This window comes from Desulfovibrio desulfopostgatei (assembly GCF_053570645.1).
Genome location: NZ_JBRBQS010000002.1, coordinates 2,220,414 through 2,242,724 on the forward strand (window position 1 = coordinate 2,220,414; position 22,311 = coordinate 2,242,724).

The window sequence follows — 22,311 nt, forward strand, 5'->3', positions numbered from 1 at the left end:
CCCTACCGCACCTCGGTGACAGACGCCGCAAGGGCGCCCTTGGCCTGCGATGCTTGCACAGGTACGCCCCGAACAAGCTCGCCGGGGGCCGCTTTCTGGAAGCCCTCAACCACCAGCAGGTCGCCAGCGCTGAGGCCCGCGCCCACAATCCAGCGGTTGCCGTATGCGCGGTCAATGCTCACATCGCGCCGCGTCAGACGAAAAATCCCGTCTTCCGCGCCCTCTTTCTGCAAGACGTAAACAGAGTGCCCGCCAGTGTTGTTCACAAAGGCGGCCCCCTGCGGGATCAGCACGGCCTTGTCCACCGAGCCTTCTTCAATGCCAGCCTTGACGTACATGCCCGGCAGCAGCAGCCCGTCAGGATTATCGACCACAGCCCGCAGCATGATGCTCCCCGTGCTCTGCGCAACAGATATTTCAGAAAACAGCAGGTCGCCCTGTATCCAGGCCGATTCGCCAGCATGCGCTGCTGTGGCGACCGGCGTATAAGGCGAACCGTCTTCAAGCATCAGGCGGATTTTTGCTGTACTGCCGTTGGCGGATATGCGGCCCTGCGCAAGGGCGCGGCGCAGGCGGATAGCCTCCGCGCTGGATTGCGTCATATCAATATAGACGCGGTCAATCTGCTGGATAACGGCCAGGGGGGATGACTGGTTGGCAGTAACCAGAGCGCCGACCGTAACGGCAGAGGCCCCAATGCGCCCTGACACCGGGGCTTTTATTTCTGTATAGGCAAGATTGATGGCCGCTGTTTCAAGCTCGGCCTCCGCCCTGGCAACGCGGGCGCGGGCCTGACCGTGCTGCGAGATGGAATTGTCCAGCTCCTGCTGGCTGACGGCGTATTGCTTGATCAGCGTCCGCTGGCGTTTTTCCAGCAGGGCAATGGCGGTAACAGCGGCCTTTGCCTCAGCAAGCGATGCTCTGGCTGTGGCGTGGGCCGCCTGATAGATGGCCGGGTCTATGCGGTACAAGACCTGCCCTTTTTTTATATCGGCACCCTCTTCAAACAGGCGCTCAATGATAATGCCGTCAACCTGAGGCCGAACCTCCGCCGTCACCAGCGCGGACACTCTCCCCGGCAGCGTACTGCTCAGGGTCAGCTTTTCTTCCCCCAGCACAAGGAATTGCACCTCGGCATGGGCTGGGCCAGACTCCTCCGCCTTGTTGCAGCCAAGCGCGAGAACGGTCAGCCACAAGGGCACGAGCAGCCACAGTCGAAATTTTTTCATACTAAACCAGCGCATTACAAACACCTCTGTTCCCATGTTGGCAAGCAATCCCGGGCTTGCCCTTTTGCCTGTAATTTGCCAGCGTAAACTATACAGTTACTTTAGAGTCAAGGAAAAAATGTAATGAAAAAGAACATGCTCACCTCAGGCGAATTTGCCAGCCTTTGCGGCACGCAAAAAGGCACCCTGCTGTTCTATGAAAAGGAAGGGTTGCTGAAACCCAGGCACGTTTCAGAAAACAGGTACCGCCGATACGGGGTTGAGCAGTATTTTGAATTTGACCTGCTCTCCATGCTCAAGGAGGTCGGCAGTTCGCTGAAGGAAATCAAGGCGCACCTGCATAACATGAACGGCGAGGACTTCCTGTCATTCTTGCAGGAAAAACAGCTCGATACAGAAAAGGAGCTGCGCCAGTTGGCCCAGCGCAGGTTGATGCTCAAGGACATGACCGCCTGCCTGCGCGAAGCCCTGGATTTTGAGTACGACACCATGACAGTGCGGCATCAAAAGGCAGAACGGCTGGAAATGACGCCCACAGGCGCAAGCCCCTCAGAGTCGCAATGGGAACTTGTGCAGCGCTTTGTGGAATATAATAGAGGATACGAGCAGCAGGAAGAAAAACCGCGTTATCCCTTTGGCGTTGTCTTTTGCCTGGATGACATACGGCAGGGCAGCTATGTTGAGCGCTACTACTTCACCAGGGTGCGGCGCTCCACGCCGCCCTCCCTCCTTCATATAAAACCAGAGGGAGAATACGCCATTCTGGCCCACAACGGCACAGATGCCTCGCACAGGTTGGCCCTTGCCGATATGCTGGAAAAGGTCAGCGCCGCCGGCCTGACCATGAAAAGCGATGTCTATGTATGCGACATGATGAGTTACGTCATGCAGGAGGGCGGCGACTGCTACGCGGTGAAATACGCCATTCGGGTTGAATAGCAGCATACGGCCTCAATTGATGGCTCCCCGTCCCGCCAGCAAGGCCCGTGCACCCTCGCCCCGCCGATACGTATTTTCCTCTTGCGGGCGGGGCGCTGTAATCGTAGAAATATGCAAGAGCTATACGCTTGCTCCACCTAAATAACTACGAGGCCCATATGCAGGTTTGCAAGAAAATGGCTGACGGCGTTTTGCATGTCAGCATAGCGGGCAAGATCGACACAGTGACGGCTCCGGCGCTGGACAGGGATTTGCAGGAAGACTGCGGCGCGGCGGACGAGCTGGTGCTTGATTTCAGCGAGGTGGACTATATTTCCAGCGCGGGCCTGCGCATTCTGCTGCGCCTGCACAAGCGCATGGTTCAACGCAAGGGCATGCGCATCATCCACTCCAATGAAACCGTGAGGGAAGTATTCAGCATCACAGGTTTTGTGGATCTGTTTACCATAGATTAGCCGCACCCCCGCAAGCCCGCGCCGCATCAGGTTCGGGCTTTCCTAATGCAGAGCGGGCAAGCCCGCAAAGGCGGGCCGCCATGCACAAGTTATTTCACAAATGGCTTTTTATCTGCATTTTTCCCGCCTTTTGCCTTACGCTTGCCGCATCCTATCTGTTGCAGACCCGTCAGGCCGAAGAAAACGCCCGCCACATGCTTTCCACCAATCTGGACGATGGGGGAAAATATCTGCGCATGGTCATCACCAATGCCGCCCACATCCGCGAAATTTCCGATGCTGGCGCTTTGACCAAGGCGCGGGCCTTTGCAGCCATAATCACGCAAAATCCCAATATCCTTAACGTCCCAACCATCCTGCATTTTTTGCGCAAACTGCTGGATGTGGAAGAGCTGAACGTTGCGGACGACCGGGGCGTGATCATAGCCTCCACGGGCCCCTTTGCGGGCTACGACATGGCCTCCTCGCCGCAGTCCGCGGCATTTTTGCCAGCCCTGCGCGATCTGGATTTTGCCCTTGTGCAGGATATTGAAGAGCGCGGTGCTGACCGCATGCCCTTTCAGTATGCCGGGGTGGCCCGCCGCGACTGCACGGGCATTGTGCAGATCGGTTATTCCCCCAAGCGCTTGACAGCCGCTCTGCGCGCCGCTGCGGTGGATCAGATCGCCCCGCGCTACCATATTGGCTCCAACGGTTTTATGGCCATCTCCATTTACGGGGCCGTCATCAGCACAGGCAACGAGGCCGCCGTCCCCCTTGGGGCGAATGTGGATGCCCTCGGTCTCATACAGCCAGACGGCAAGGGGCTGGTTACCATTCTCGGCAAGCAGTACATCTGCCAGAACATAGAGGTGGAGGGCTACACCCTCTTTGCCCTGCTGCCGCGCAGCGAGGTGTTTTTCTCACGCGACAGCATGCTCCTGTACATCGCGGCCTGCAATGTGGTGCTGTTCGCCGTGATTTTCTGGATGGTGTCGCATCTGGTCAAACGGCTGGTCATCAATGATGTGTACCGCGTCAACGAAGACCTGCAAAAAATCACGTCCGGCAATCTGGATGTGGTGCTCAACGAGCGCACCACGCCGGAATTCGGGCTGCTCTCGGACGGCATCAACAAAACCGTGCAGAGCCTCAAGGCAGCCATCAGCGCCGCAGCGGGCCGCATAGACGCAGAGCTGGAATTTGCCCGCGCCATCCAGTGCTCCTCGCTGCCAAGTGTTTTCCCCGCCTATCCCGAGCGGGAAGACTTTGACATTTTTGCCGTCATGCGCGCCGCCAAGGTGGTGGGCGGTGATTTTTACGACTTTTATTTGCGGGATAAAAACCAGCTTGTGATTGTGGTGGCCGATGTGGCGGACAAGGGCATCGGCGCGGCCCTGTTCATGATGACGGCCAAAACCCTGATCAAGAGCCTTGCGGAATCGGGCCTTTCCCCGGCGGAGATATTTACGCAGGCCAACAAGCGCCTCACGGCGCAGAACGATCAGGATATCTTTCTCACTGCCTTTCTGGCCGTGCTTGACCTTACTACCGGGCGGCTGGTCTGCGCCAATGCCGGGCATGAACATCCGCTGATATTCAGGCGCGCCGAGGGCCGCTACGCATGGCTTGAAGCAGGGCACGGCCTGCCGCTGGGGGCCATGCCCAATTCCCGTTACAGGGAGCAGACTTTTCAGATTGCCCCCGGCGACCGTCTGCTGCTCTATACTGACGGCGTCAGCGAGGCGGAAAACAGCCAGGGCGAGCGCCTTGGCCTCAGCGGCATAGAAAGCGCCGTGCTGGGCACCGAGCGAATGGATGCGGAACAGACCGTGCAGGCCCTGCTACGCCGGGTGGACGACTTTGCCTCCGGCGTGGAACAGGCGGACGACATTACCATTCTGGCTCTGGAATTTACTGGTCTGGCATGGGATGAACTGCTCATAACGGCGGACGACGCCCATCTGGAAACACTGCTGGCCTTTCTGGAAGAAAAGCTCAAGGTCGCCCAGTGCCCTGCCGCCACCCTGCCCATGCTGCTGGTTGCTGCGGAAGAAGTCTTTGCCAACATCGCCCACTATGCCTACGCACCTGATCAGGGAACAGTGCTGGTGCGCTGCCGGATGCGCTCCGGGCCTTTTCAGGCCGTGATGCAGTTTCAGGATACAGGCCGCCCTTTCAACCCTCTGCACCAGCCGGACCCGGATACAAGCCTGCCCGCCGAGCAGCGCCGCGAGGGAGGGCTGGGCATTGCCATGATGCGCAAGATCATGAGCAGGATGGAATATGCCCGCACTGCAGACGGCAAGAACATTTTAACCCTCTGGAAGCAGGAAGACGACTGATCGTCGGGGCCGGACGCGGCCCGTCTGATCCGGCCCGCGCCAGCCTTCTGCATCAGGTGCGGCATCCTCGCCGCGTTATTGCCAGTTCTGCCAATGCCCACAGGGAGTAGCATCATGGAAGCAAAAAAATCCATCATCGAGGCAGTGGCAGAATACCTTGCCCCGCTCTTCGGCCCCGCCACCGAAATTCTGGACGATGACTATACCAGAGAAAATTTTGAAGACCTTGCCGAAATGAACGGCAGGCGCTTTATGCTGCGGGTTGCCCTTACCGGTCAGCCGGAGGATGAAGTGTACCTGTTCCGCGCCATTCCGTTTACGGAAACGGAGCAGGCCATTGCCCACAACATCCTTGAAGAATGGGAAAAAATCTTCACCACGCCCCACATAGATGATTACGCCGCCGTGTGCATACGGCAGGCGCAGATCATCGGCATTGCCAAAATACTCTCGCCAGCGCGCCACACAACGGTGCTGCGCATGCTGAATCTGCTGTCGTTCTGGTCGAGCGAAACGTATGAAGGCGACAAAATTTCCTTTTGCGTGGGCATTGACGAAGACGATCCCCGGCCCGGCTGTGTGAATTTTTTTGATGCCAGCAAGGAGGACTACGCCAAGGTGCTCACCTCCGGCTGCGACACCCTGCTTGTGTGCAACGCAGAGGGCGGCATAACCTCATACTGCGAGGCGGCATTGCCCGCAGAGGCCGAGGCGGCCCATGTTTACGCGCCACTGGCCTTTCTGCCCGTGGCCTACTGGACTTCACAAAACAGGTGTGCCTTTTGCCTCAGCAGAAACGGCGACATCCTTATCTTCAAAAACAGGCAGCTCTTTTTTGCCAAAAGGCGCGGCAAGTGGCTGCATTTTTCACATCAGGCCTACCTTGCCGAGCTTGGCTATCAGGGGCAAGGCGGCAGCAGGGGCACCATTGAGGCGCTGTACCTGAGCCTGCTTGATGTTTCATTCAGGCGCAAGGGTGCGTGTATCGGCTTTTTCCGCACAAATGCCGTTACCCCGTGGATGATAAACGAGCGCCGTAACCAGCGCATTGGACAAAATATTTCCCAGGATGAACTGGTGCGAGTTTCGCAAGACAGGCTGCACGGCTACCTGAACGAAATAGTCAGCCAGGGTGATATGCTGGCGCACGATGCCAGCAGCAAAGCCGCGCTGCTGCGCTCGGCCCTGCCAAGCCTGAATTTTGCGCAGATTCCGCGCAAGCTGCGGGCCGAGCTTCTTTCCATTGATGGCGCAACCTTGATCTTTGACGATGGCAGCATTTTTGCGGTGGGGGCTATCCTCAAGATTCCCGGCGGCAGCAGCAGCGGCGGGCGCAAGGCGGCAGCCATGACCCTGGCCGAACACGGCATCGGCATCAAGGTTTCCAACGATGGGCATATCACTGCCTGGAGCCGGAGAGCCGAGGAGGGGCAAGCCCTGTTTGAAATAGGCTAGGTCGCGGCAACTTTTGAGGAGGCTGGAAAAAATGTTCTTTTGTGCGTCCTGCCAGCACGGTTTGTGTGCTCAAACGAGAATAACCGCTCCACCCGGCAATTTTTTTGTCTTGTCATGAAGTTCCCACTGAGGTAAATTAGTGAACAGAGGCTTTTTTATTTTTCTCTCCCGCTTTTTTTGCTTGCCAAGGACTCGGATTCCTAGTATGCATCCTCTTTCAACGATTGGTGCGGGAGGCTCCTTTCTGTTTTTCAATAACTTACTGACCAAGCATATATATTAAAGGTAATGCCCTGATCCCAGCCCTGTTTACCCAGACAGGGATGGGTTTTTTACGCCTTGCCCGCAGTAAGTTCTTTTTAGCCTTCCCACCAGATTACGCTTTCAGGGTGCAGTGACAGCAAGTTTTTTGCCCGCCGGCTTAGGCATGCTGATTTGTCTCGCGCAGCCGGGGCGCAACCGCTACCTATCTTGAGGTACCCATGGGCCAGCTCACCAAACAGTTCGGCAAGATCAAGGTTTCCCTCCCTATCCCACATCTGCTGAATCTGCAGATAGATTCTTACCAGAAATTCCTTCAGGAAGGCGTTTCAGATGCCGACCGCAGCCCAGAGGAAGGGCTGGAAGGTGTGTTCCACACCGTCTTCCCCATTGAGGATTTCAATAAGACCGCCAGTCTTGAGTTCGTCAGCTATGAAATCGGCGAACCCAAGTACGACCAGGCCGAGTGCATTTCCAAGGGGCTGACCTACGAGGCACCCATGCGCATCAAGGTGCGCCTGGTTGTCTATGACACCGATGAAGCTTCGGGCAACCGCACCATCCGCGACATCAAAGAGCAGGATATCTATTTTGGCACCCTGCCCCTGATGACGGAAAAGGGCACGTTTATCATCAACGGCACCGAGCGCGTCATCGTTAACCAGTTGCAGCGTTCGCCGGGCATCATCTTTGAGCACGATGGCGGCAAGACTCACACCAGCCGCAAGGTGCTCTATTCCTGCCGCATCATCCCCATGCGCGGCTCGTGGCTCGACTTTGACTTCGACCACAAGGATATTCTGTACGTCCGCATCGACCGACGCCGCAAGATGCCTGCCACCATCCTGTTCAAGGCCATGGGCATGAGCAAGGAGCAGATTCTTGAATACTTCTACTCGCAGGAGCACTACCGCATTGAGTCGGCCAGCAGCCTGTTCTGGGAAGTGCGCAAGGACCTGTACCGCAAGGACAACGCCTACGCCGACATCATCGACGCGCAGGGCAATGTCATTGTCAAGGCTGGCAAGCCCATCACCAAGCGCAGCTGGCGTCTGATCTGCGAAGCGGGCATTGAAGCTATCGAAGTTCGCCCCGACACGCTGGACGCCATGTTCCTGGCTTTGGACGTGGCCGATCCCAAGACCGGCGAAGTGCTGGCAGAAGCTGCGGACGAAATCACCGCAGGCCTGCTCGACCGCTTCCGCGAAGCGGGCATCACGCGCATTGCCGTGCTGCACACCAAGGGCACGGATACGTCTTCGTCCATCCGCGACACTCTGGTTCAGGATCGCATTCCCGACCAGCAGAAAGCGCAGGAAGAAATCTACCGTCGTCTGCGTCCGTCTTCTCCGCCTACCCCGGAAATTGCGGCCAGCTTCTTTGACAACCTGTTCCGCAACGGCGACTACTACGATCTGTCGCCCGTGGGCCGTTACAAACTCAACCAGCGTCTGAACCTGGATGAGGCTGACGACCTGCGCACGCTGACCGACCACGACATCCTCACCGCCATCAAGGTGCTGGTGCAGTTGAAGGACAGCCACGGCCCCGCCGATGATATCGACCACCTTGGCAACCGCCGCGTGCGTCTGGTGGGCGAACTGGTGGAAAACCAGTACCGCATCGGCCTTGTGCGTATGGAACGCGCCATCAAGGAGCGCATGAGCCTTCAGGAAATTTCCACGCTCATGCCCCACGACCTTATCAATCCCAAGCCTGTGGCGGCTGTGCTGAAAGAATTCTTCGGCACCTCGCAGCTTTCGCAGTTCATGGACCAGACCAACTCGCTCTCCGAAGTGACGCACAAGCGCCGCCTTTCGGCCCTGGGCCCCGGCGGTCTTACCCGTGAACGCGCGGGCTTTGAAGTGCGCGACGTGCACACCTCGCACTATGGCCGCATCTGCCCCATTGAAACGCCTGAAGGCCCGAACATCGGTCTGATCGTTTCACTGACTACCTTTGCCAAGGTGAACGACTACGGCTTTATCGAAACGCCTTACCGCGTTGTGCGCGATGCCCGCGTGACCGATGAAGTTGTGCACCTCGACGCCTCGCGCGAAGGCGGTCAGGTTGTGGCTCAGGCCAACGCCCGCACCGATGCCGACGGCAACCTGCTTGACGAATACGTTACCGTGCGCGTCAAGGGCGAAGTGGAAATGAACCCGCGTGAAGAGGTGACCCTGATGGACATTTCGCCCAGCCAGATGGTCTCCATCTCTGCCGCGCTCATTCCCTTCCTGGAACACGACGACGCCAACCGCGCGCTCATGGGTTCAAACATGCAGCGTCAGGCCGTGCCGCTTCTGCGCGCCGAAAAGCCCCTGGTGGGTACCGGCATGGAAGTGGACGTGGCCCGCGACTCCGGCGCGTGCATCGTGGCTCCCGCGCCGGGCAAGGTGGAATATGTGGACGCCGACCGCCTCATCGTTTCGTACGAAGGCGACGTGTTCCCCAAGCAGGGCGGCGTGCGCGCCTATGACCTGCTGAAGTTCCACAAGTCCAACCAGAACTCCTGCTTTGGGCAAAAGCCCACCTGCTACCCCGGCATGCCCGTGAAAAAGGGCCAGATTCTGGCTGACGGCCCCGGTATTGACGAAGGCGAACTGGCCCTCGGCAAAAACCTGGTGGTCGCCTTCATGCCCTGGTGCGGTTACAACTACGAAGACTCCATCCTCATTTCCGAGCGCACCGTTCGCGAGGATACCTTTACCTCCATTCATATTGAAGAATTCGAGGTAGTGGCCCGCGACACCAAGCTTGGACCGGAGGAAATCACCCGCGATATTCCCAACGTCAGCGAAGAAATGCTGCGCAACCTGGACGAAAGCGGCATCATCCGCATCGGCGCAGCGGTCAAGCCCGATGATATCCTTGTGGGCAAAATCACGCCCAAGGGCGAAACCCAGCTTACCCCTGAAGAGAAGCTGCTTCGCGCCATCTTCGGCGAGAAGGCCAGGGATGTGAAAAACACCTCCCTCAAGGTTCCCCCGGGAGTGGAAGGCACCATCATTGACGTGAAGGTCTTCAACCGCCGCTCCGGCGAGAAGGACGACCGCACGCTGGCCATTGAAAGCCACGACACGTCCGTGCTGGACCAGAAGGAATCTGATCACCTTCGCGCTTTGTCCGACCGCACCCGCGTTCAGATTGCCCCGCATGTGCTGGGCAAGCAGATCGCCGCCGCAGTGCCGGGCAAGAAAAAGGGCGAAGTGCTGGCCGAAGTGGGCGCAGCCCTGACCGAAGACGTGCTTGAGCAGATTCCCGTGAAGAAGCTCGCGGGCCTGTTCAAGAGCAAGGAAGTCAACGACGCCGTGGCCGATGTGCTCAAGTCTTACGACCAGCAGGTTGAATACCTGAAGGCCATTTACGACTCCAAGCGCGAAAAGGTTACGGAAGGCGATGATCTGCCCCCTGGCGTCATCAAGATGGTCAAGGTGCACATCGCCATCAAGCGTAAGCTCTCTGTGGGCGATAAAATGGCTGGCCGCCACGGTAACAAGGGTGTTGTTTCCTGCATTCTGCCGGAAGAAGACATGCCCTTCTTTGCCGACGGTCGCCCCGTGGACATCGTGTTGAACCCCCTGGGCGTGCCTTCACGTATGAACATCGGGCAGATCATGGAAACCCACCTTGGGTGGGGTGCCAAGGAACTGGGCCGGCAACTGGCCGAACTGGTTGACTCCGGCGCGGCCATGCAGGTTGTGCGCGAAGAACTGAAGGGCGTTTACAATTCGCCTGAAATCAGCGCTCTGGTGGACAGCATGAGCGATGAGGAATTCAAGGCCTCTGCCCTCAAGCTGCGCAACGGTATTGTTACCAAGACCCCGGTGTTCGACGGCGCGACCGAAGAAGAAATCTGGGGCTGGATGGACAAGGCTGGTCTTGCCAACGACGGCAAAACCACCCTGTACGACGGCCGCACGGGTGTTCCCTTCAAGAACCGCGTGACCACGGGCGTCATGTACATGCTCAAACTGCACCACTTGGTTGACGAAAAAATCCATGCCCGTTCCACTGGCCCCTACTCGCTGGTGACGCAGCAGCCCCTCGGCGGTAAAGCCCAGTTCGGTGGTCAGCGTCTTGGTGAAATGGAAGTGTGGGCTCTGGAAGCTTACGGCGCGGCCTATCTGCTGCAGGAATTCCTCACGGTCAAGTCGGACGACGTGACCGGACGCGTGAAGATGTACGAGAAGATCGTCAAGGGCGACAACTTCCTTGAAGCCGGTCTGCCCGAATCCTTCAACGTGTTGGTGAAGGAACTCATGAGCCTTGGCCTCAACGTGACCCTGCATCAGGAAGAAGGCAAGAAAAAGCCCAAACGCGTGGGCTTTATGAGAGAACGCGAGGAAGAGGCGTAACAGCCCCTTTCTGCGGCCCCGGAAACGCGTTGCGTTGGCCGTGAGCGGTTTTGCCTCTCACGGCCAACGACAGCATGGCTAACGATTTCAACGAGCTTTTTACAAAGCAAGGTATACTATGAGCCTGGACGATCTTTTCACCGCACGCGGCGCGTCGACCAACGTGACGAACATCCGCAACCTGAAAGCCATCCAGATTTCCATCGCATCGCCCGAGGCCATTCGTGAATGGTCTTACGGCGAAGTGAAAAAGCCGGAAACCATCAATTATCGTACCTTCAAGCCGGAACGTGATGGCCTGTTCTGCGCCAAGATTTTCGGCCCCGTGAAGGACTATGAATGCAACTGCGGCAAATACAAGCGCATGAAGCACCGCGGCATCGTCTGCGAAAAGTGCGGCGTTGAAGTTATTGCCTCCAAGGTGCGCCGCGAGCGCATGGGCCACATTGAGCTGGCCGCGCCCGTTGCCCACATCTGGTTTTTGAAGACCCTGCCTTCCAAGATCGGCACCCTGCTCGACATGACCATGGCCGATCTGGAAAAGGTGCTGTACTTCGACTCCTACATCGTTCTTGATCCCGGTCAGACCAATCTGCAGAAGCGTCAGGTCATCTCTGAAGACCAGTACCTCCAGATTCTTGACCACTACGGCACGGACGAAGTTCTGACCGTGGGCATGGGCGCGGAAGCCGTGCGCAGCCTGCTGGAAGAACTGGAGCTGGAAAAGCTGCGCGCCGAACTGCGCGAAGAAGGCGAATCCACCAAGAGCCAGACCAAGAAGAAAAAGATCACCAAGCGCCTCAAGATTGTTGAAGCCTTCCTTGAGTCGGACAACAAGCCCGAATGGATGATTATGGAAGTCATTCCCGTCATCCCGCCGGAACTGCGTCCTCTGGTGCCGCTGGACGGTGGCCGCTTTGCCACCTCTGACCTCAACGACCTTTACCGTCGTGTGATCAACCGCAACAACCGTCTGAAACGGCTGATGGAACTGGGCGCGCCCGAAATCATCATCCGCAACGAAAAGCGCATGCTTCAGGAAGCTGTGGACGCGCTCTTCGACAACGGTCGTCGTGGCCGCGCCATTGCAGGCACCAACGGTCGCCCGCTCAAGTCGCTCTCCGACATGATCAAGGGCAAGCAGGGCCGGTTCCGTCAGAACCTGCTCGGCAAGCGCGTTGACTACTCCGGCCGTTCGGTTATTACCGTTGGCCCTTACCTCAAGCTGCACCAGTGCGGTTTGCCCAAAAAGATGGCGCTTGAGCTGTTCAAGCCCTTCATCTATGCCGAACTTGAAAAAAGAGGCCACGCCTCCACAATCAAGAGCGCCAAAAAGATGGTGGAGCGTGAAGAGCTGGTAGTGTGGGATATCCTTTCGGAAGTGGTGCGCGAATACCCCATTCTGCTCAACCGCGCCCCGACCCTGCACCGTCTGGGCATTCAGGCCTTTGAACCCCTGCTGGTTGAAGGCAAGGCCATCCGTCTGCATCCGCTCGTCTGCTCGGCCTACAACGCCGACTTTGACGGTGACCAGATGGCCGTGCACATTCCCCTTTCGGTGGAAGCGCAGATTGAATGCCGCGTGCTTATGATGAGCACCAACAACATTCTCTCGCCCGCCAACGGCGGCCCTGTCATCGTGCCTTCTCAGGATATCGTGCTTGGCCTGTACTACATGACCGCCGAGCGCAGCTTTGAGCTGGGCGAAGGCATGACCTTCTGCGCCCCCTGGGAAGTGGAAGCCGCCTATGATGGCGGACAGGTTTCGCTGCATGCCCGCGTCAAGGTGCGCATGCCCGATGGTCACGTGTACGACACGACCCCCGGCCGTGTGCTCGTGAGCGACATCCTGCCCGAGAAGCTGGGCTTCGAACACGTCAACTGCGTGCTCACCAAGAAGAACATTGCGCGTCTCGTGGGCGCGGCCTACCGCCACTGCGGCATCAAGGCCACGGTCATCCTGTGCGACCGCCTCAAGGACATGGGTTACGAATTCGCCACCAGAGCGGGCGTGACCATCGGCGTGAAAGACCTCACCATTCCTGAAAGCAAGAAGCACATTCTGGCTGCCTCGCAGGCGGAAGTGGACGACATCGAACATCAGTACCGCGACGGTATCATCACCCGTACTGAAAAGTACAACAAGGTGGTTGACGTGTGGACCAAGGCCACACAGGACGTTTCGGCAGAGATGATTAAAGATATCTCTTACGACATCCTCACCGATCCCAAGACCGGCAAGCAGGAAAAGAACCAGAGCTTCAACCCGATCTTCATGATGTCCAATTCGGGCGCTCGTGGTAACCAGGACCAGATGCGCCAGCTCGCGGGCATGCGCGGTCTTATGGCCAAGCCTTCTGGTGAAATCATTGAAACGCCTATCACCTCTTCGTTCCGCGAAGGTCTGTCGGTGTTGCAGTACTTCACCTCCACCCACGGTGCTCGTAAGGGTCTTGCCGATACCGCCCTCAAGACGGCCAACTCCGGTTACCTTACCCGCCGTCTGGTTGACGTTGTGCAGGACGTTATTGTCTGCGAACACGACTGCGGCACTGTGGACGGCATCGAACTGACCCACCTCAAGGACGGCGGCGACATCAAGACCCCGCTGGCCGAGCGCGTCATTGGCCGTGTGCTGCTCTACCCCGTGTTTGATCCCGATGATCCAAACACCGTGCTGATGCCCGAGAACACGCTTATTGAGGAAAAGGAAGCCCAGCTTATCAGCGACAAGGGCATTTCCTCCATCACCGTGCGCTCGCCCCTTACCTGCCAGGCCGAACGCGGCATCTGCGCCCTCTGCTACGGGCGCGACCTTGCCCGCGGTCACCTGGTCAACACGGGCGAAACCGTGGGTATCATCGCGGCCCAGTCCATCGGTGAACCTGGCACGCAGCTTACCATGCGTACCTTCCACATCGGTGGTACGGCTTCGAGCACCATTGAAAAGAACAAGTTTGAAGCCCAGAACGCGGGTCGCGTTATCCTGAACCGCGTGCGCGCCGTCACCAACCGCGACGGCGTGGAACTGGTGCTCGGCAAGAGCGGCCAGCTCACCATTGTGGACGCTCAGGGCCGCGAACGCGAAAAATACATTCTGCCCAACGGCGCACGCCTGCTTGTCCATGACGGGCAGGAAGTGACCAAGGGCGTTGTGCTGGCCGAATGGGATCCGTTCAACGAACCCTTTGTCTGCGAAGAAGAAGGCGTTATCCGTTTTACGGACATCATCGACGGCAAGACCGTGCAGGAAAAGGTGGACGATATTACCCGTCAGGCATCCCTGACCATTATGGAATACCGCACCACCAACTTCCGCCCGTCCATCTCCATCTGCGATGAACACGGCAGCGTCAAAAAGCGTAGCCACGGCGGCACTGCGGCGGTCTACACCCTGCCCGTCGGCTCCATCATCATGATCAAGGACGGCGCAGACATCCAGGCTGGCGACATCATCGCCCGTAAGCCCCGCGAAACATCCAAGACCAAGGATATCGTGGGTGGTCTTCCGCGCGTGGCCGAGCTCTTTGAAGTTCGCAAGCCCAAGGACATGGCCGTGGTTTCCGAAATCGCGGGTACTGTCACCTACGCTGGCGAATCCAAGGGCAAGCGCAAGCTGGTTGTTACGCCTGAAATCGGCGAGGCCAAGGAATACCTTGTGCCAAAGGGCAAGCACATTACCGCTGCTGACGGCGACTTTGTGGAAGCGGGCGATCCGCTGACCGAAGGCTACCCCGAACTGCACGACATTCTGCGCACCCGTGGCGAAAAGTACCTTGCCCGCTACCTTGTGGACGAAATCCAAGAAGTCTACCGTTTCCAGGGCGTGGGTATCGACGACAAGCACATCGAAGTTATTGTGCGTCAGATGCTCAAGAAGGTTACGGTTCTCGATTGCGGCGGCACCAGCTTCCTCGTGGGCGAGCAGGTGGACAAGGCCGAATTCAAGGCCGAAAACCAGAAGGTCATTGCCGAAGGCCGCAAACCCGCTACAGCGGAACCGCTGGTGCTGGGTATCACCCAGGCTTCGTTGACCACATCCTCGTTCATCTCGGCGGCTTCCTTCCAGGAAACCACCAAGGTGCTCACCGAGGCTTCGCTCAAGGGCAAGATGGACTACCTGCGCGGCCTCAAGGAAAACGTCATCGTGGGTCGCCTCATTCCTGCCGGTACCGGCTACCGCGAATACGTCAACGGCGATATCGTGGTTCCCGACCAGAAGGAACGTCCCGACAAGTTCCTTGAAGACCTTGAAGAAAATCCTGTCCTGGTTGACCTGAACAACTAGGCAGACAGAATAAACCGGGCCACGGCCTGGAGACTCTGACAGCCCCCTTCGGAAGTTCGCTTCCGAAGGGGGCTTTACGTTGGCGCGCATAGAGCCAGCGGCGCATCCACTCCCACGCTCTGGCTTGTCCCCAATATGCAACCTCTACGGAGGCAGGCTCACCCACGGCATGTCGCGTCTCAGCAAGCTTCACTATTCACAAAACCCTGCCGCCACGTGTCGCCTCCCGCCTTGGGCACCTCTGCATCAGCCAGAGCCTCCTCACGCCCCACACTGCCCCCTGGAACCGTCCAATCAGGTTCACAGGAAGCACAATCCATATTGAGCGCCACGAATAAGCCGACCCCCTTTACGCAGCCGCAAGTTCCCCACAGTTATGCATTGTGCAGGTTATCAAGAGGCTAACTGGTCATTTGCGTTGCGGTTCTTTGGAGATTGTACACACAAACACCATTACTTATAGAAACAATAAGCAATCATTTAACTACGTTTATACGCAAATCATATGCACTTTTTCATAAAAATATTTTTTAAAACATTAACTGTATTATTTTACTATGCTATACCTGTGTTTATTACAATATCAATACATTAGCTTTTGCGCCGATTGTGCAAATTTTCTCATTCAAGATAGATTGTTAATCCTTTCAATACTTGAGCTTAACTTGAAGTTTTTTGCATAAAAAAATCCATACCTCGTTGACACAGTATGTTTAATATGAGAATAGTTTTGTACGGATTAATTACATCAAGTTTTTTATTAATTAATTGCTCTTTTTAACCGCCTCATATAAACTGGGGCGCGACTGCGGAAGACGCAGGGGGTTGTTATGTCAGCTTTGTCAGAACGCGATTATCTGGCCGATGAAATTTGCGAACTGTTCACCAAGCTCACAGGCGATGCGTATGCCGAAGACATGGCACGTGCGCGCAAGCTGGCCGAAGGGGGAAACCCTCACGATCACTGGCTGCACACCACCAGGCTTGACTACGAATCGCGCCTCTTCATGTACATGGCGGCGGCTTTTGCCATGCGCTGCATGAAGGGCGAACCCTACAAGTGCGCCGTCTTCATGCGCAGCGCGGCCGAGGCCCTTAGCCAGCCCCAGGACTAGGCGAATGTCGACAACGGGAAATCCCGACGCATGTGCGCGGGATTTCCCCAATTGTGCCCGGCACAATTCAGGCCGGGGAAACACCATCTGGATTTTGTCAGGAAGCAAGGATCCATCATGCGGGAAAAACTTATCAGATTCAGAACCACTCTCCCCTGCCTGTTATTATTGATCTGCGGCCTGGCGGCTTTGCCCGGCGCGGCGTGTGGCAACGAGCTTGTGCCCGTTACCACGCCCGCCGTGAGCAAGCCAGAGATGCCCAAGGTCTTTTTTCCCCATGACAAGCATGTGGACGCAGTGGAGGCCAGGAACGGCGACTGTTCAACCTGCCACAACATGACAGATGCAGGCATGTCTGAAACCCTCAAGGACGTAACATCGGTTCCGGCGAAAAAGCAGGTTGCTTACATGCACACCGCCTGCACCGATTGCCACGTCAAAGCTGGCAAGGGCCCGCGTCTTGTGGACTGCCGAGTCTGCCACAGCGAACGCACCGCATCTGAGTTTGCCGGCAAGAAGAAATAGCCAGTAGGCTCAAGGTACACCGAAGAATACGTTAGGAGGCAGATCAGATGCTGGATTTCATTACCGGACCACTTTTCATTATTTCAATTGCCGTATTTGTCGTCGGCCTGCTTGTACGCGCAGTATTGTACGTGCGCGGTCTGGATGCACGCCTTGAGCGCGTGGCATACAGCTATCATACCGAGCGCTCCATCCCCGGCGCGCTTGCTTCCATTTTCAAATGGCTTATCCCTGGCGGCACCAGCGGCTGGCGCGCCCAGCCGGTTGCCACCATTCTTTTCTTTCTTTTGCATTTCGGCGCTGTGCTTATACCGCTGTTTCTTCTTGGGCACACGGTTCTGCTTGAAACCTATGTGGGCATAAGCCTGCCGTCGCTCCCTGGCGGCGTTGCCGATGTGCTTGCCATCATGGCTCTTTCCGGCATTGTTCTGCTTGCCTTGCGGCGTCTTTCCTCACCGGCGCTCAGGCAGCTCAACAGCGGCCAGGATTGGCTTATTCTGCTTTTGACCTTTCTGCCCTTTGCCACGGGTCTTATGGCGCGCCTTGACGGCGGCGCCTATCAGACGTGGATGATAGCCCATGTGCTCAGCGGCGAACTGTTTCTTCTGCTGGCCCCCTTCACCAAGCTTTCGCACATTGTCCTCTTCTTTATGTCCCGTGCGCAGATCGGCATGGACTTTGCCATTAAAAGAGGCGGCGCAACGCGCGGCGGCGCTTTCCCCTGGTAATCGGGGCAAACGAATTATCTTTTCGCCTGAAAGGAGCGAACCATGTCCGAATTGCTGTGCACCCCAACCCCCGTCACCACCAAGGAAGGCATCCTTGATCTGCTGAAGGACAAGGGCGGGGCGCAATATTATGCCCAGATGAAGGAAATGAAGGTCGATCAGGAAGCCCTGGCCCGCGACCTTGAGCAAACCTGCAAATCGCGCACCCGCACATGGCTCAGCGTCTGCGCGCACTGCGCCATGTGCGCGGACAGCTGCTTTTTCTACCGCACCAACAACAACGATCCCACGCAGATTCCCTCGTACAAGATTCAGGCTACGCTGGGCGAGCTGCTGCGCCGCAAAGGCAAGGTTGACGCCGAGTTCATGATCAAGTGCATGGACGCGGCCTGGGGCAAGTGCACCTGCTGCAACCGTTGCGCCGTTTACTGCCCGCACGGCATTGATACAGGCGTTATGTTCAGCTATTTGCGCGGCATCCTCTTCAAGCACGGCTTCATCCCGTGGGAAATGAAAATCGGCTCCGGCATGCACCGCGTTTACGGGGCGCAGATGGACGTGACCGAAGAAGACTGGGTTGAAACCTGCGAATGGATGGTCGAAGAACAACAGGATGAATGGCCCGATCTGGAAATTCCTGTTGAAAAAGAAAACGCGGACGTCATGTACATTCTTAACGCCCGCGAAGTGAAGCACTACCCTGAAGACATAGCTCAGGCCGCCATTCTCTTTCACGTGACGGACACCAACTGGACAGTGCCGCGCGAAGGTTGGGAGAACACCTCTCTCACCATGTTCGCTGGCGACTGGGAAGGCTGCGCGCAGAACGTCAAACGTATCTACGCCGCCATTGAGCGCATCAAGCCCAAGGTGGTTGTGGGCACGGAATGCGGCCACGCCCACCGCGCCACAGTTGTTGAAGGCCCCTACTGGGCCGGACGCGAAAGCGGTGATCCGCCGGTGCGCTTCATGCACTATGTGGAATGGGTTGCAGAAATGCTGCGCACAGGCAAGATCAAGATTGATCCTGCCAAAAAGCTCAAGATGCCCTGCACCCTTCAGGATTCGTGCAACTATGTGCGCAGCCACGGGCTTGGCAAGGCCACCCGCGAAATCATGAGCTACATTGCAGAAGATTTTCGCGAAATGGACCCCAAGGGCGACCACAACTTCTGCTGCGGTGGCGGCGGCGGCCTTAACGGCATCGGCCTGTACCGCAAAGAGCGCAACGTGGGCCTGAAAAACAAGCTGGACCAGATAAAGGCAACCGGCGCGGAACTGGTCATAAGCCCCTGCCATAACTGCTGGGACGCCATCCGCGACATGATGGAAGTATACGAGGAACACAACATCAAGTGGTCGTTCCTCAAGCCGCTGCTGGTTGATATGATGATCATTCCGGATCACATCAACCACAACGAAGTATAAAAAGATGGGCCGTCTGTGTGGCAGACGGCCCAACAAAGCAAGGGTTCCCCAAGGGACCTGAAAAAACTCGCCGTCTGCCGCGCCAGCATTTGTCCTTTTGCCTGACGCGTATAACGGAGCGAACCACAGCCCTGACGGTCGGGTACTATCCCAGCCCGACCGTCAGGCGAGTATCAAAAACAAGAGCGCTATGCCATTGCGGCGCTGACGGTAGAAAGCAGCGCTTCGCTCGAACAGTTTTTTGAAAGAACAGGAATCCCCGTTCCAAAGCACACAGGCCGGGGCCCAACAGATGTGCACACCACCGCCGGGAGCGACCTGGTGCTCGCATTGCGGCGCAAACGACTGTACATGATGGTGCCGGACGTTCCCTCCAGCTCCACATCAAAAACAACGCAGTCGGGCCTGTCGCTGGCAATCTTGGCCAGGCTTTCAGCACAGGTGCTGGCGGTGCTTACCCGGTAATTACACTGCTGAAGGGTTTGGGACAGTCTGCTTTGGCTTTCGGCATCGCTGTCTACCAAGAGAATATGCTTTTGCATTGGTGCCTCCGAAGTCGGTCTCCGGCAGAAGCGGAGAAGAGGGTTGCGCCACCCTGCGGCGGGTGGCTTGCCGCGGCGCTGAAGCACTACTCTGTCGAACGGAACTGAGAGTCACAGCTTCGAGCGAACTGTTCATGGAACGGGCGACCATATCCCAGGCGTCCAGCGCAGTTTTGCCCCTGGGGGCAACATTGCTCACACCGGGCAGGGAAATGCCGCCTTCAACTGCAATAATTATGTCGGCCAGCGTTATCTCATCAGGAGTGCGCGCCAGCATGTGGCCTCCGGCAATGCCACGAACGCTTTTGACAATGCCCTCTGACTGAAGCAGCCGCATGATTTTTTGAACAAACTTTTCAGATATGCCTGTGCAGACCGCAAGTTCGGACGCAGAGGCAGGAATGTCGTCATCTTGTTCAGAAAGGCACAATAACAAGTGCAAAGCATGGCAGGCCATTGTCGAAATACGCATAGTCATTCCTTATTTTGCAGGAGACAATAACTATCTCTAAACCGTATCTGTCTAATTTAGACTGTTCTACTCAACTTTTTAGCGCACCATAATAACGGCGTCAAGCGGGTGCGGGCGTGCCAAAATGAGCGCCAATGCCCAGATTTCGTCATGCTTTCAATGATGTGAATAGTTTCGCAACCTTTTGGCGAAGAAAAAAAAATACTGCCCATAGCAAATATAATGTGTTAGATTTGTGCGTCATTAGTCATAGCTAGCCGCAGCATCGGCGTAGAGACGCCGGCAGTCATGGCAGATGGAACCTATTCAATCTGCACACAAGAGGGACCCGCAATGAAGCTTTCTGCAAAAACCCGGTATGCCGCCAGGATCCTGCTTTTTCTGGCAAAAAACGGTCTTGAGAAACCGGTCTCTTCAAGCCAGTTGGCTGCACAAACTGGCATAAGCTCACAATTCAGCGAACAGATCTTGCGCCAGCTGCGTCTGGCTGGCATAACGGGCAGCATCCGCGGGGCCAAGGGCGGCCATGTGCTTTTGCGCAAGCCCGAAGAACTCACATTTGGGTGCATTGTCAAACTGATGGAAGGCGGCATCGAACTGACAAACTGCATGGAAAAGCCCGGCGAGTGCGCGCGTTTTGATGGATGTGAAGTCAGAAAAGCCTGGGAGAACCTGCAGGCGACACTTGATGGCGTTTTTGAGTCAATTACACTGCGCGATCTCATGCACGACCCGCACATTCTCCTGTAGGAAGCACGGTTTCAATCGCAGAATCCTTTTATACAAGCATACCATTTGACACACAAAGGTCGGCATGAGCCGACCTTTTTTATTGCCTCAATATCACTGATAAATTTTATCGTACTAAAAAAGTATATAATTTTTCATCCCAAGCTTGTTAAAAAAATTTTTTAGTTTGGTTGAAAAAAATTTTTTATAGGTGTAATCTACTTGATTTAGTTAAATAAAATTAGGTTAATCCAGATTAAGTTTACTGTATTGTTTCCATCTGACATCTTTGCATTTTTTGTAATTTTGAGTATCAGGGGGGTCACCGTACACCTTGACTATGTCGACTATTGTGATCAATTCCTGATTACAACGGTCAGATTTAACTCAGGCGTCGGCCCATTAAAAGGAGAGGTTGCAGGCAGGCAGACGCATGCCGGGCTTGAAAGCGTGTCGGCTGTGCCGGCCGCAACTAACCCACGATTTAGCGGCATCTTGACCCCACGGGAGTAAACGCATGACCACACTTTTTTACATTCTTGGCTATCTGGCGGTAGCCGGCTTTTTCTGCATGGCCTACCTCAAGATCAAATCGTATCTTGCAGCCAGCCCCCTGCACGTGCGCTGGGAGCTGTACCCCGTGCCTCACGAAGGCTCCAAGACGGTGTACGGCGGCAGCTTTATGGAAGAAAAGGACTGGTGGACCAAGCCTCGTCACATCGCTCACATGGGCGACGTCAAGGCCCTGCTGACCGAAGTGCTTTTCCTGCACGCCACCTTTGAACACAACCTCAAGCTCTGGGTGCGCACCTATCCCTTCCATGTGGGCATGTACATGCTCATGGGGGGCACCATCGTGGTGCTGTTTGCCGCCATCGCGCAGGTTCTGGGCCTCAACCCCCAGGGCGGTCTGATGATCTTTGTCGGCAATGTTATCAGCGCCTGTGCCCTGGCTGGCACGCTGTGCATCATTGTGGGCGGCGTCAGCCTTGTTTTGCGCCGTCGCGCCGATGAAGGCCTGCGCCGCTACAGCACCCCCGAGCATTACTTCAACCTGCTTGTCTTCGTGCTCTTCGGCGTGCTGGGCCTGGCTGCCTGGGCTACCGCTCCTTCCTACTTCGAGCTGGCCCGCACCTTCATGTACAACCTGATCACGTTCCACTTTGCCCCGCAGACCAACGTGCTGTTCAGCCTGCACCTGCTGGTGGGCTTCTTCCTGCTGATCTGGATTCCCATGACCCACATGGGCCACGTCTTCATGAAGTACTTCACCTACCACGACATCCGCTGGGGTGACGAACCCACCAACTACAGCCCCAAGAACCAGCAGAAGATCATGGACGCCCTGAAGTTCAACGTCACGTGGTCTGCCGATCATATCAATGGCGATGGCCAGCCCAAGACCTGGGTTGATGTGGCCACCACCAATCCCGCAGCCCCCAAGAAGGAAGACTAGGGAGTTC

The 22,311-nt window shown here is 56.6% G+C and carries 15 protein-coding genes; 12 read left to right on the forward strand and 3 right to left on the reverse strand.

Annotated features, from left to right (window positions below; genetic code table 11):
- Positions 1-2 precede the first annotated feature (2 nt).
- On the reverse strand, positions 3-1,229 hold the full coding sequence (locus tag ACUZ9Q_RS09885) for an efflux RND transporter periplasmic adaptor subunit (RefSeq protein ID WP_449247805.1): 1,227 nt from the start codon (positions 1,227-1,229) through the stop codon (positions 3-5).
- Between the two features lie 123 nt (positions 1,230-1,352).
- On the opposite strand from ACUZ9Q_RS09885, the gene ACUZ9Q_RS09890 reads away from it, so the two are divergent.
- The 10 genes from ACUZ9Q_RS09890 (at position 1,353) to hmcF (ending at position 19,105) form a co-directional block, all read left to right on the forward strand.
- On the forward strand, positions 1,353-2,168 hold the full coding sequence (locus ACUZ9Q_RS09890) for a MerR family transcriptional regulator (RefSeq protein WP_215647815.1): 816 nt from the start codon (positions 1,353-1,355) through the stop codon (positions 2,166-2,168).
- 158 nt (positions 2,169-2,326) lie between these two features.
- Complete coding sequence (locus ACUZ9Q_RS09895) at positions 2,327-2,623, forward strand: STAS domain-containing protein (protein WP_192112884.1); 297 nt, start codon at positions 2,327-2,329, stop codon at positions 2,621-2,623.
- 80 nt (positions 2,624-2,703) lie between these two features.
- Complete coding sequence (locus ACUZ9Q_RS09900) at positions 2,704-4,947, forward strand: SpoIIE family protein phosphatase (RefSeq protein WP_215647816.1); 2,244 nt, start codon at positions 2,704-2,706, stop codon at positions 4,945-4,947.
- A gap of 114 nt (positions 4,948-5,061) precedes the next feature.
- Entirely contained in the window at positions 5,062-6,402 is a 1,341-nt protein-coding gene (locus ACUZ9Q_RS09905; RefSeq protein ID WP_227118208.1) for a hypothetical protein, read from the forward strand.
- A 482-nt stretch (positions 6,403-6,884) separates the two neighbouring features.
- The gene (gene rpoB, locus ACUZ9Q_RS09910; RefSeq protein ID WP_192112881.1) at positions 6,885-11,021 is read left to right on the forward strand and encodes a DNA-directed RNA polymerase subunit beta; all 4,137 of its coding nucleotides are present in this window, start codon (positions 6,885-6,887) and stop codon (positions 11,019-11,021) included.
- 118 nt (positions 11,022-11,139) lie between these two features.
- On the forward strand, positions 11,140-15,309 hold the full coding sequence (gene rpoC / locus ACUZ9Q_RS09915; RefSeq protein ID WP_192112880.1) for a DNA-directed RNA polymerase subunit beta': 4,170 nt from the start codon (positions 11,140-11,142) through the stop codon (positions 15,307-15,309).
- An 830-nt stretch (positions 15,310-16,139) separates the two neighbouring features.
- Entirely contained in the window at positions 16,140-16,424 is a 285-nt protein-coding gene (locus ACUZ9Q_RS09920) for a hypothetical protein (RefSeq protein WP_022658301.1), read from the forward strand.
- A gap of 117 nt (positions 16,425-16,541) precedes the next feature.
- Positions 16,542-16,949 (forward strand): cytochrome c3 family protein, encoded by a 408-nt coding sequence (locus ACUZ9Q_RS09925; RefSeq protein ID WP_215647818.1) that lies wholly within the window; start codon positions 16,542-16,544, stop codon positions 16,947-16,949.
- 47 nt (positions 16,950-16,996) lie between these two features.
- A complete protein-coding gene (hmcE, locus tag ACUZ9Q_RS09930; RefSeq protein ID WP_192112878.1) occupies positions 16,997-17,677 on the forward strand; it encodes a sulfate respiration complex protein HmcE in 681 nt (226 codons plus the stop codon).
- Positions 17,678-17,719: 42 nt separating this feature from the next.
- Positions 17,720-19,105 carry a sulfate respiration complex iron-sulfur protein HmcF gene (hmcF, locus tag ACUZ9Q_RS09935; RefSeq protein WP_215647819.1) on the forward strand — a complete coding sequence of 462 codons (1,386 nt, stop codon included), beginning with the start codon at positions 17,720-17,722 and terminating at the stop codon, positions 19,103-19,105.
- A gap of 188 nt (positions 19,106-19,293) precedes the next feature.
- On the opposite strand, the gene ACUZ9Q_RS09940 is transcribed toward hmcF, so the two are convergent.
- Together ACUZ9Q_RS09940 and ACUZ9Q_RS09945 are read right to left on the reverse strand one after the other, a co-directional pair.
- Complete coding sequence (locus ACUZ9Q_RS09940; protein WP_192112876.1) at positions 19,294-19,647, reverse strand: response regulator; 354 nt, start codon at positions 19,645-19,647, stop codon at positions 19,294-19,296.
- Positions 19,571-20,119, reverse strand: coding sequence for an RrF2 family transcriptional regulator (locus ACUZ9Q_RS09945; protein ID WP_192112875.1), 549 nt, complete (start codon positions 20,117-20,119; stop codon positions 19,571-19,573). Before ACUZ9Q_RS09945 ends, ACUZ9Q_RS09940 begins: the two co-directional genes overlap by 77 nt.
- 333 nt (positions 20,120-20,452) lie before the next feature.
- Here ACUZ9Q_RS09945 and ACUZ9Q_RS09950 point away from each other — a divergent pair, with 333 nt between their 5' ends.
- Positions 20,453-20,869 (forward strand): RrF2 family transcriptional regulator, encoded by a 417-nt coding sequence (locus ACUZ9Q_RS09950; RefSeq protein WP_192112874.1) that lies wholly within the window; start codon positions 20,453-20,455, stop codon positions 20,867-20,869.
- Between the two features lie 496 nt (positions 20,870-21,365).
- Positions 21,366-22,304 carry a respiratory nitrate reductase subunit gamma gene (locus ACUZ9Q_RS09955; protein WP_215647820.1) on the forward strand — a complete coding sequence of 313 codons (939 nt, stop codon included), beginning with the start codon at positions 21,366-21,368 and terminating at the stop codon, positions 22,302-22,304.
- Positions 22,305-22,311 lie beyond the last annotated feature (7 nt).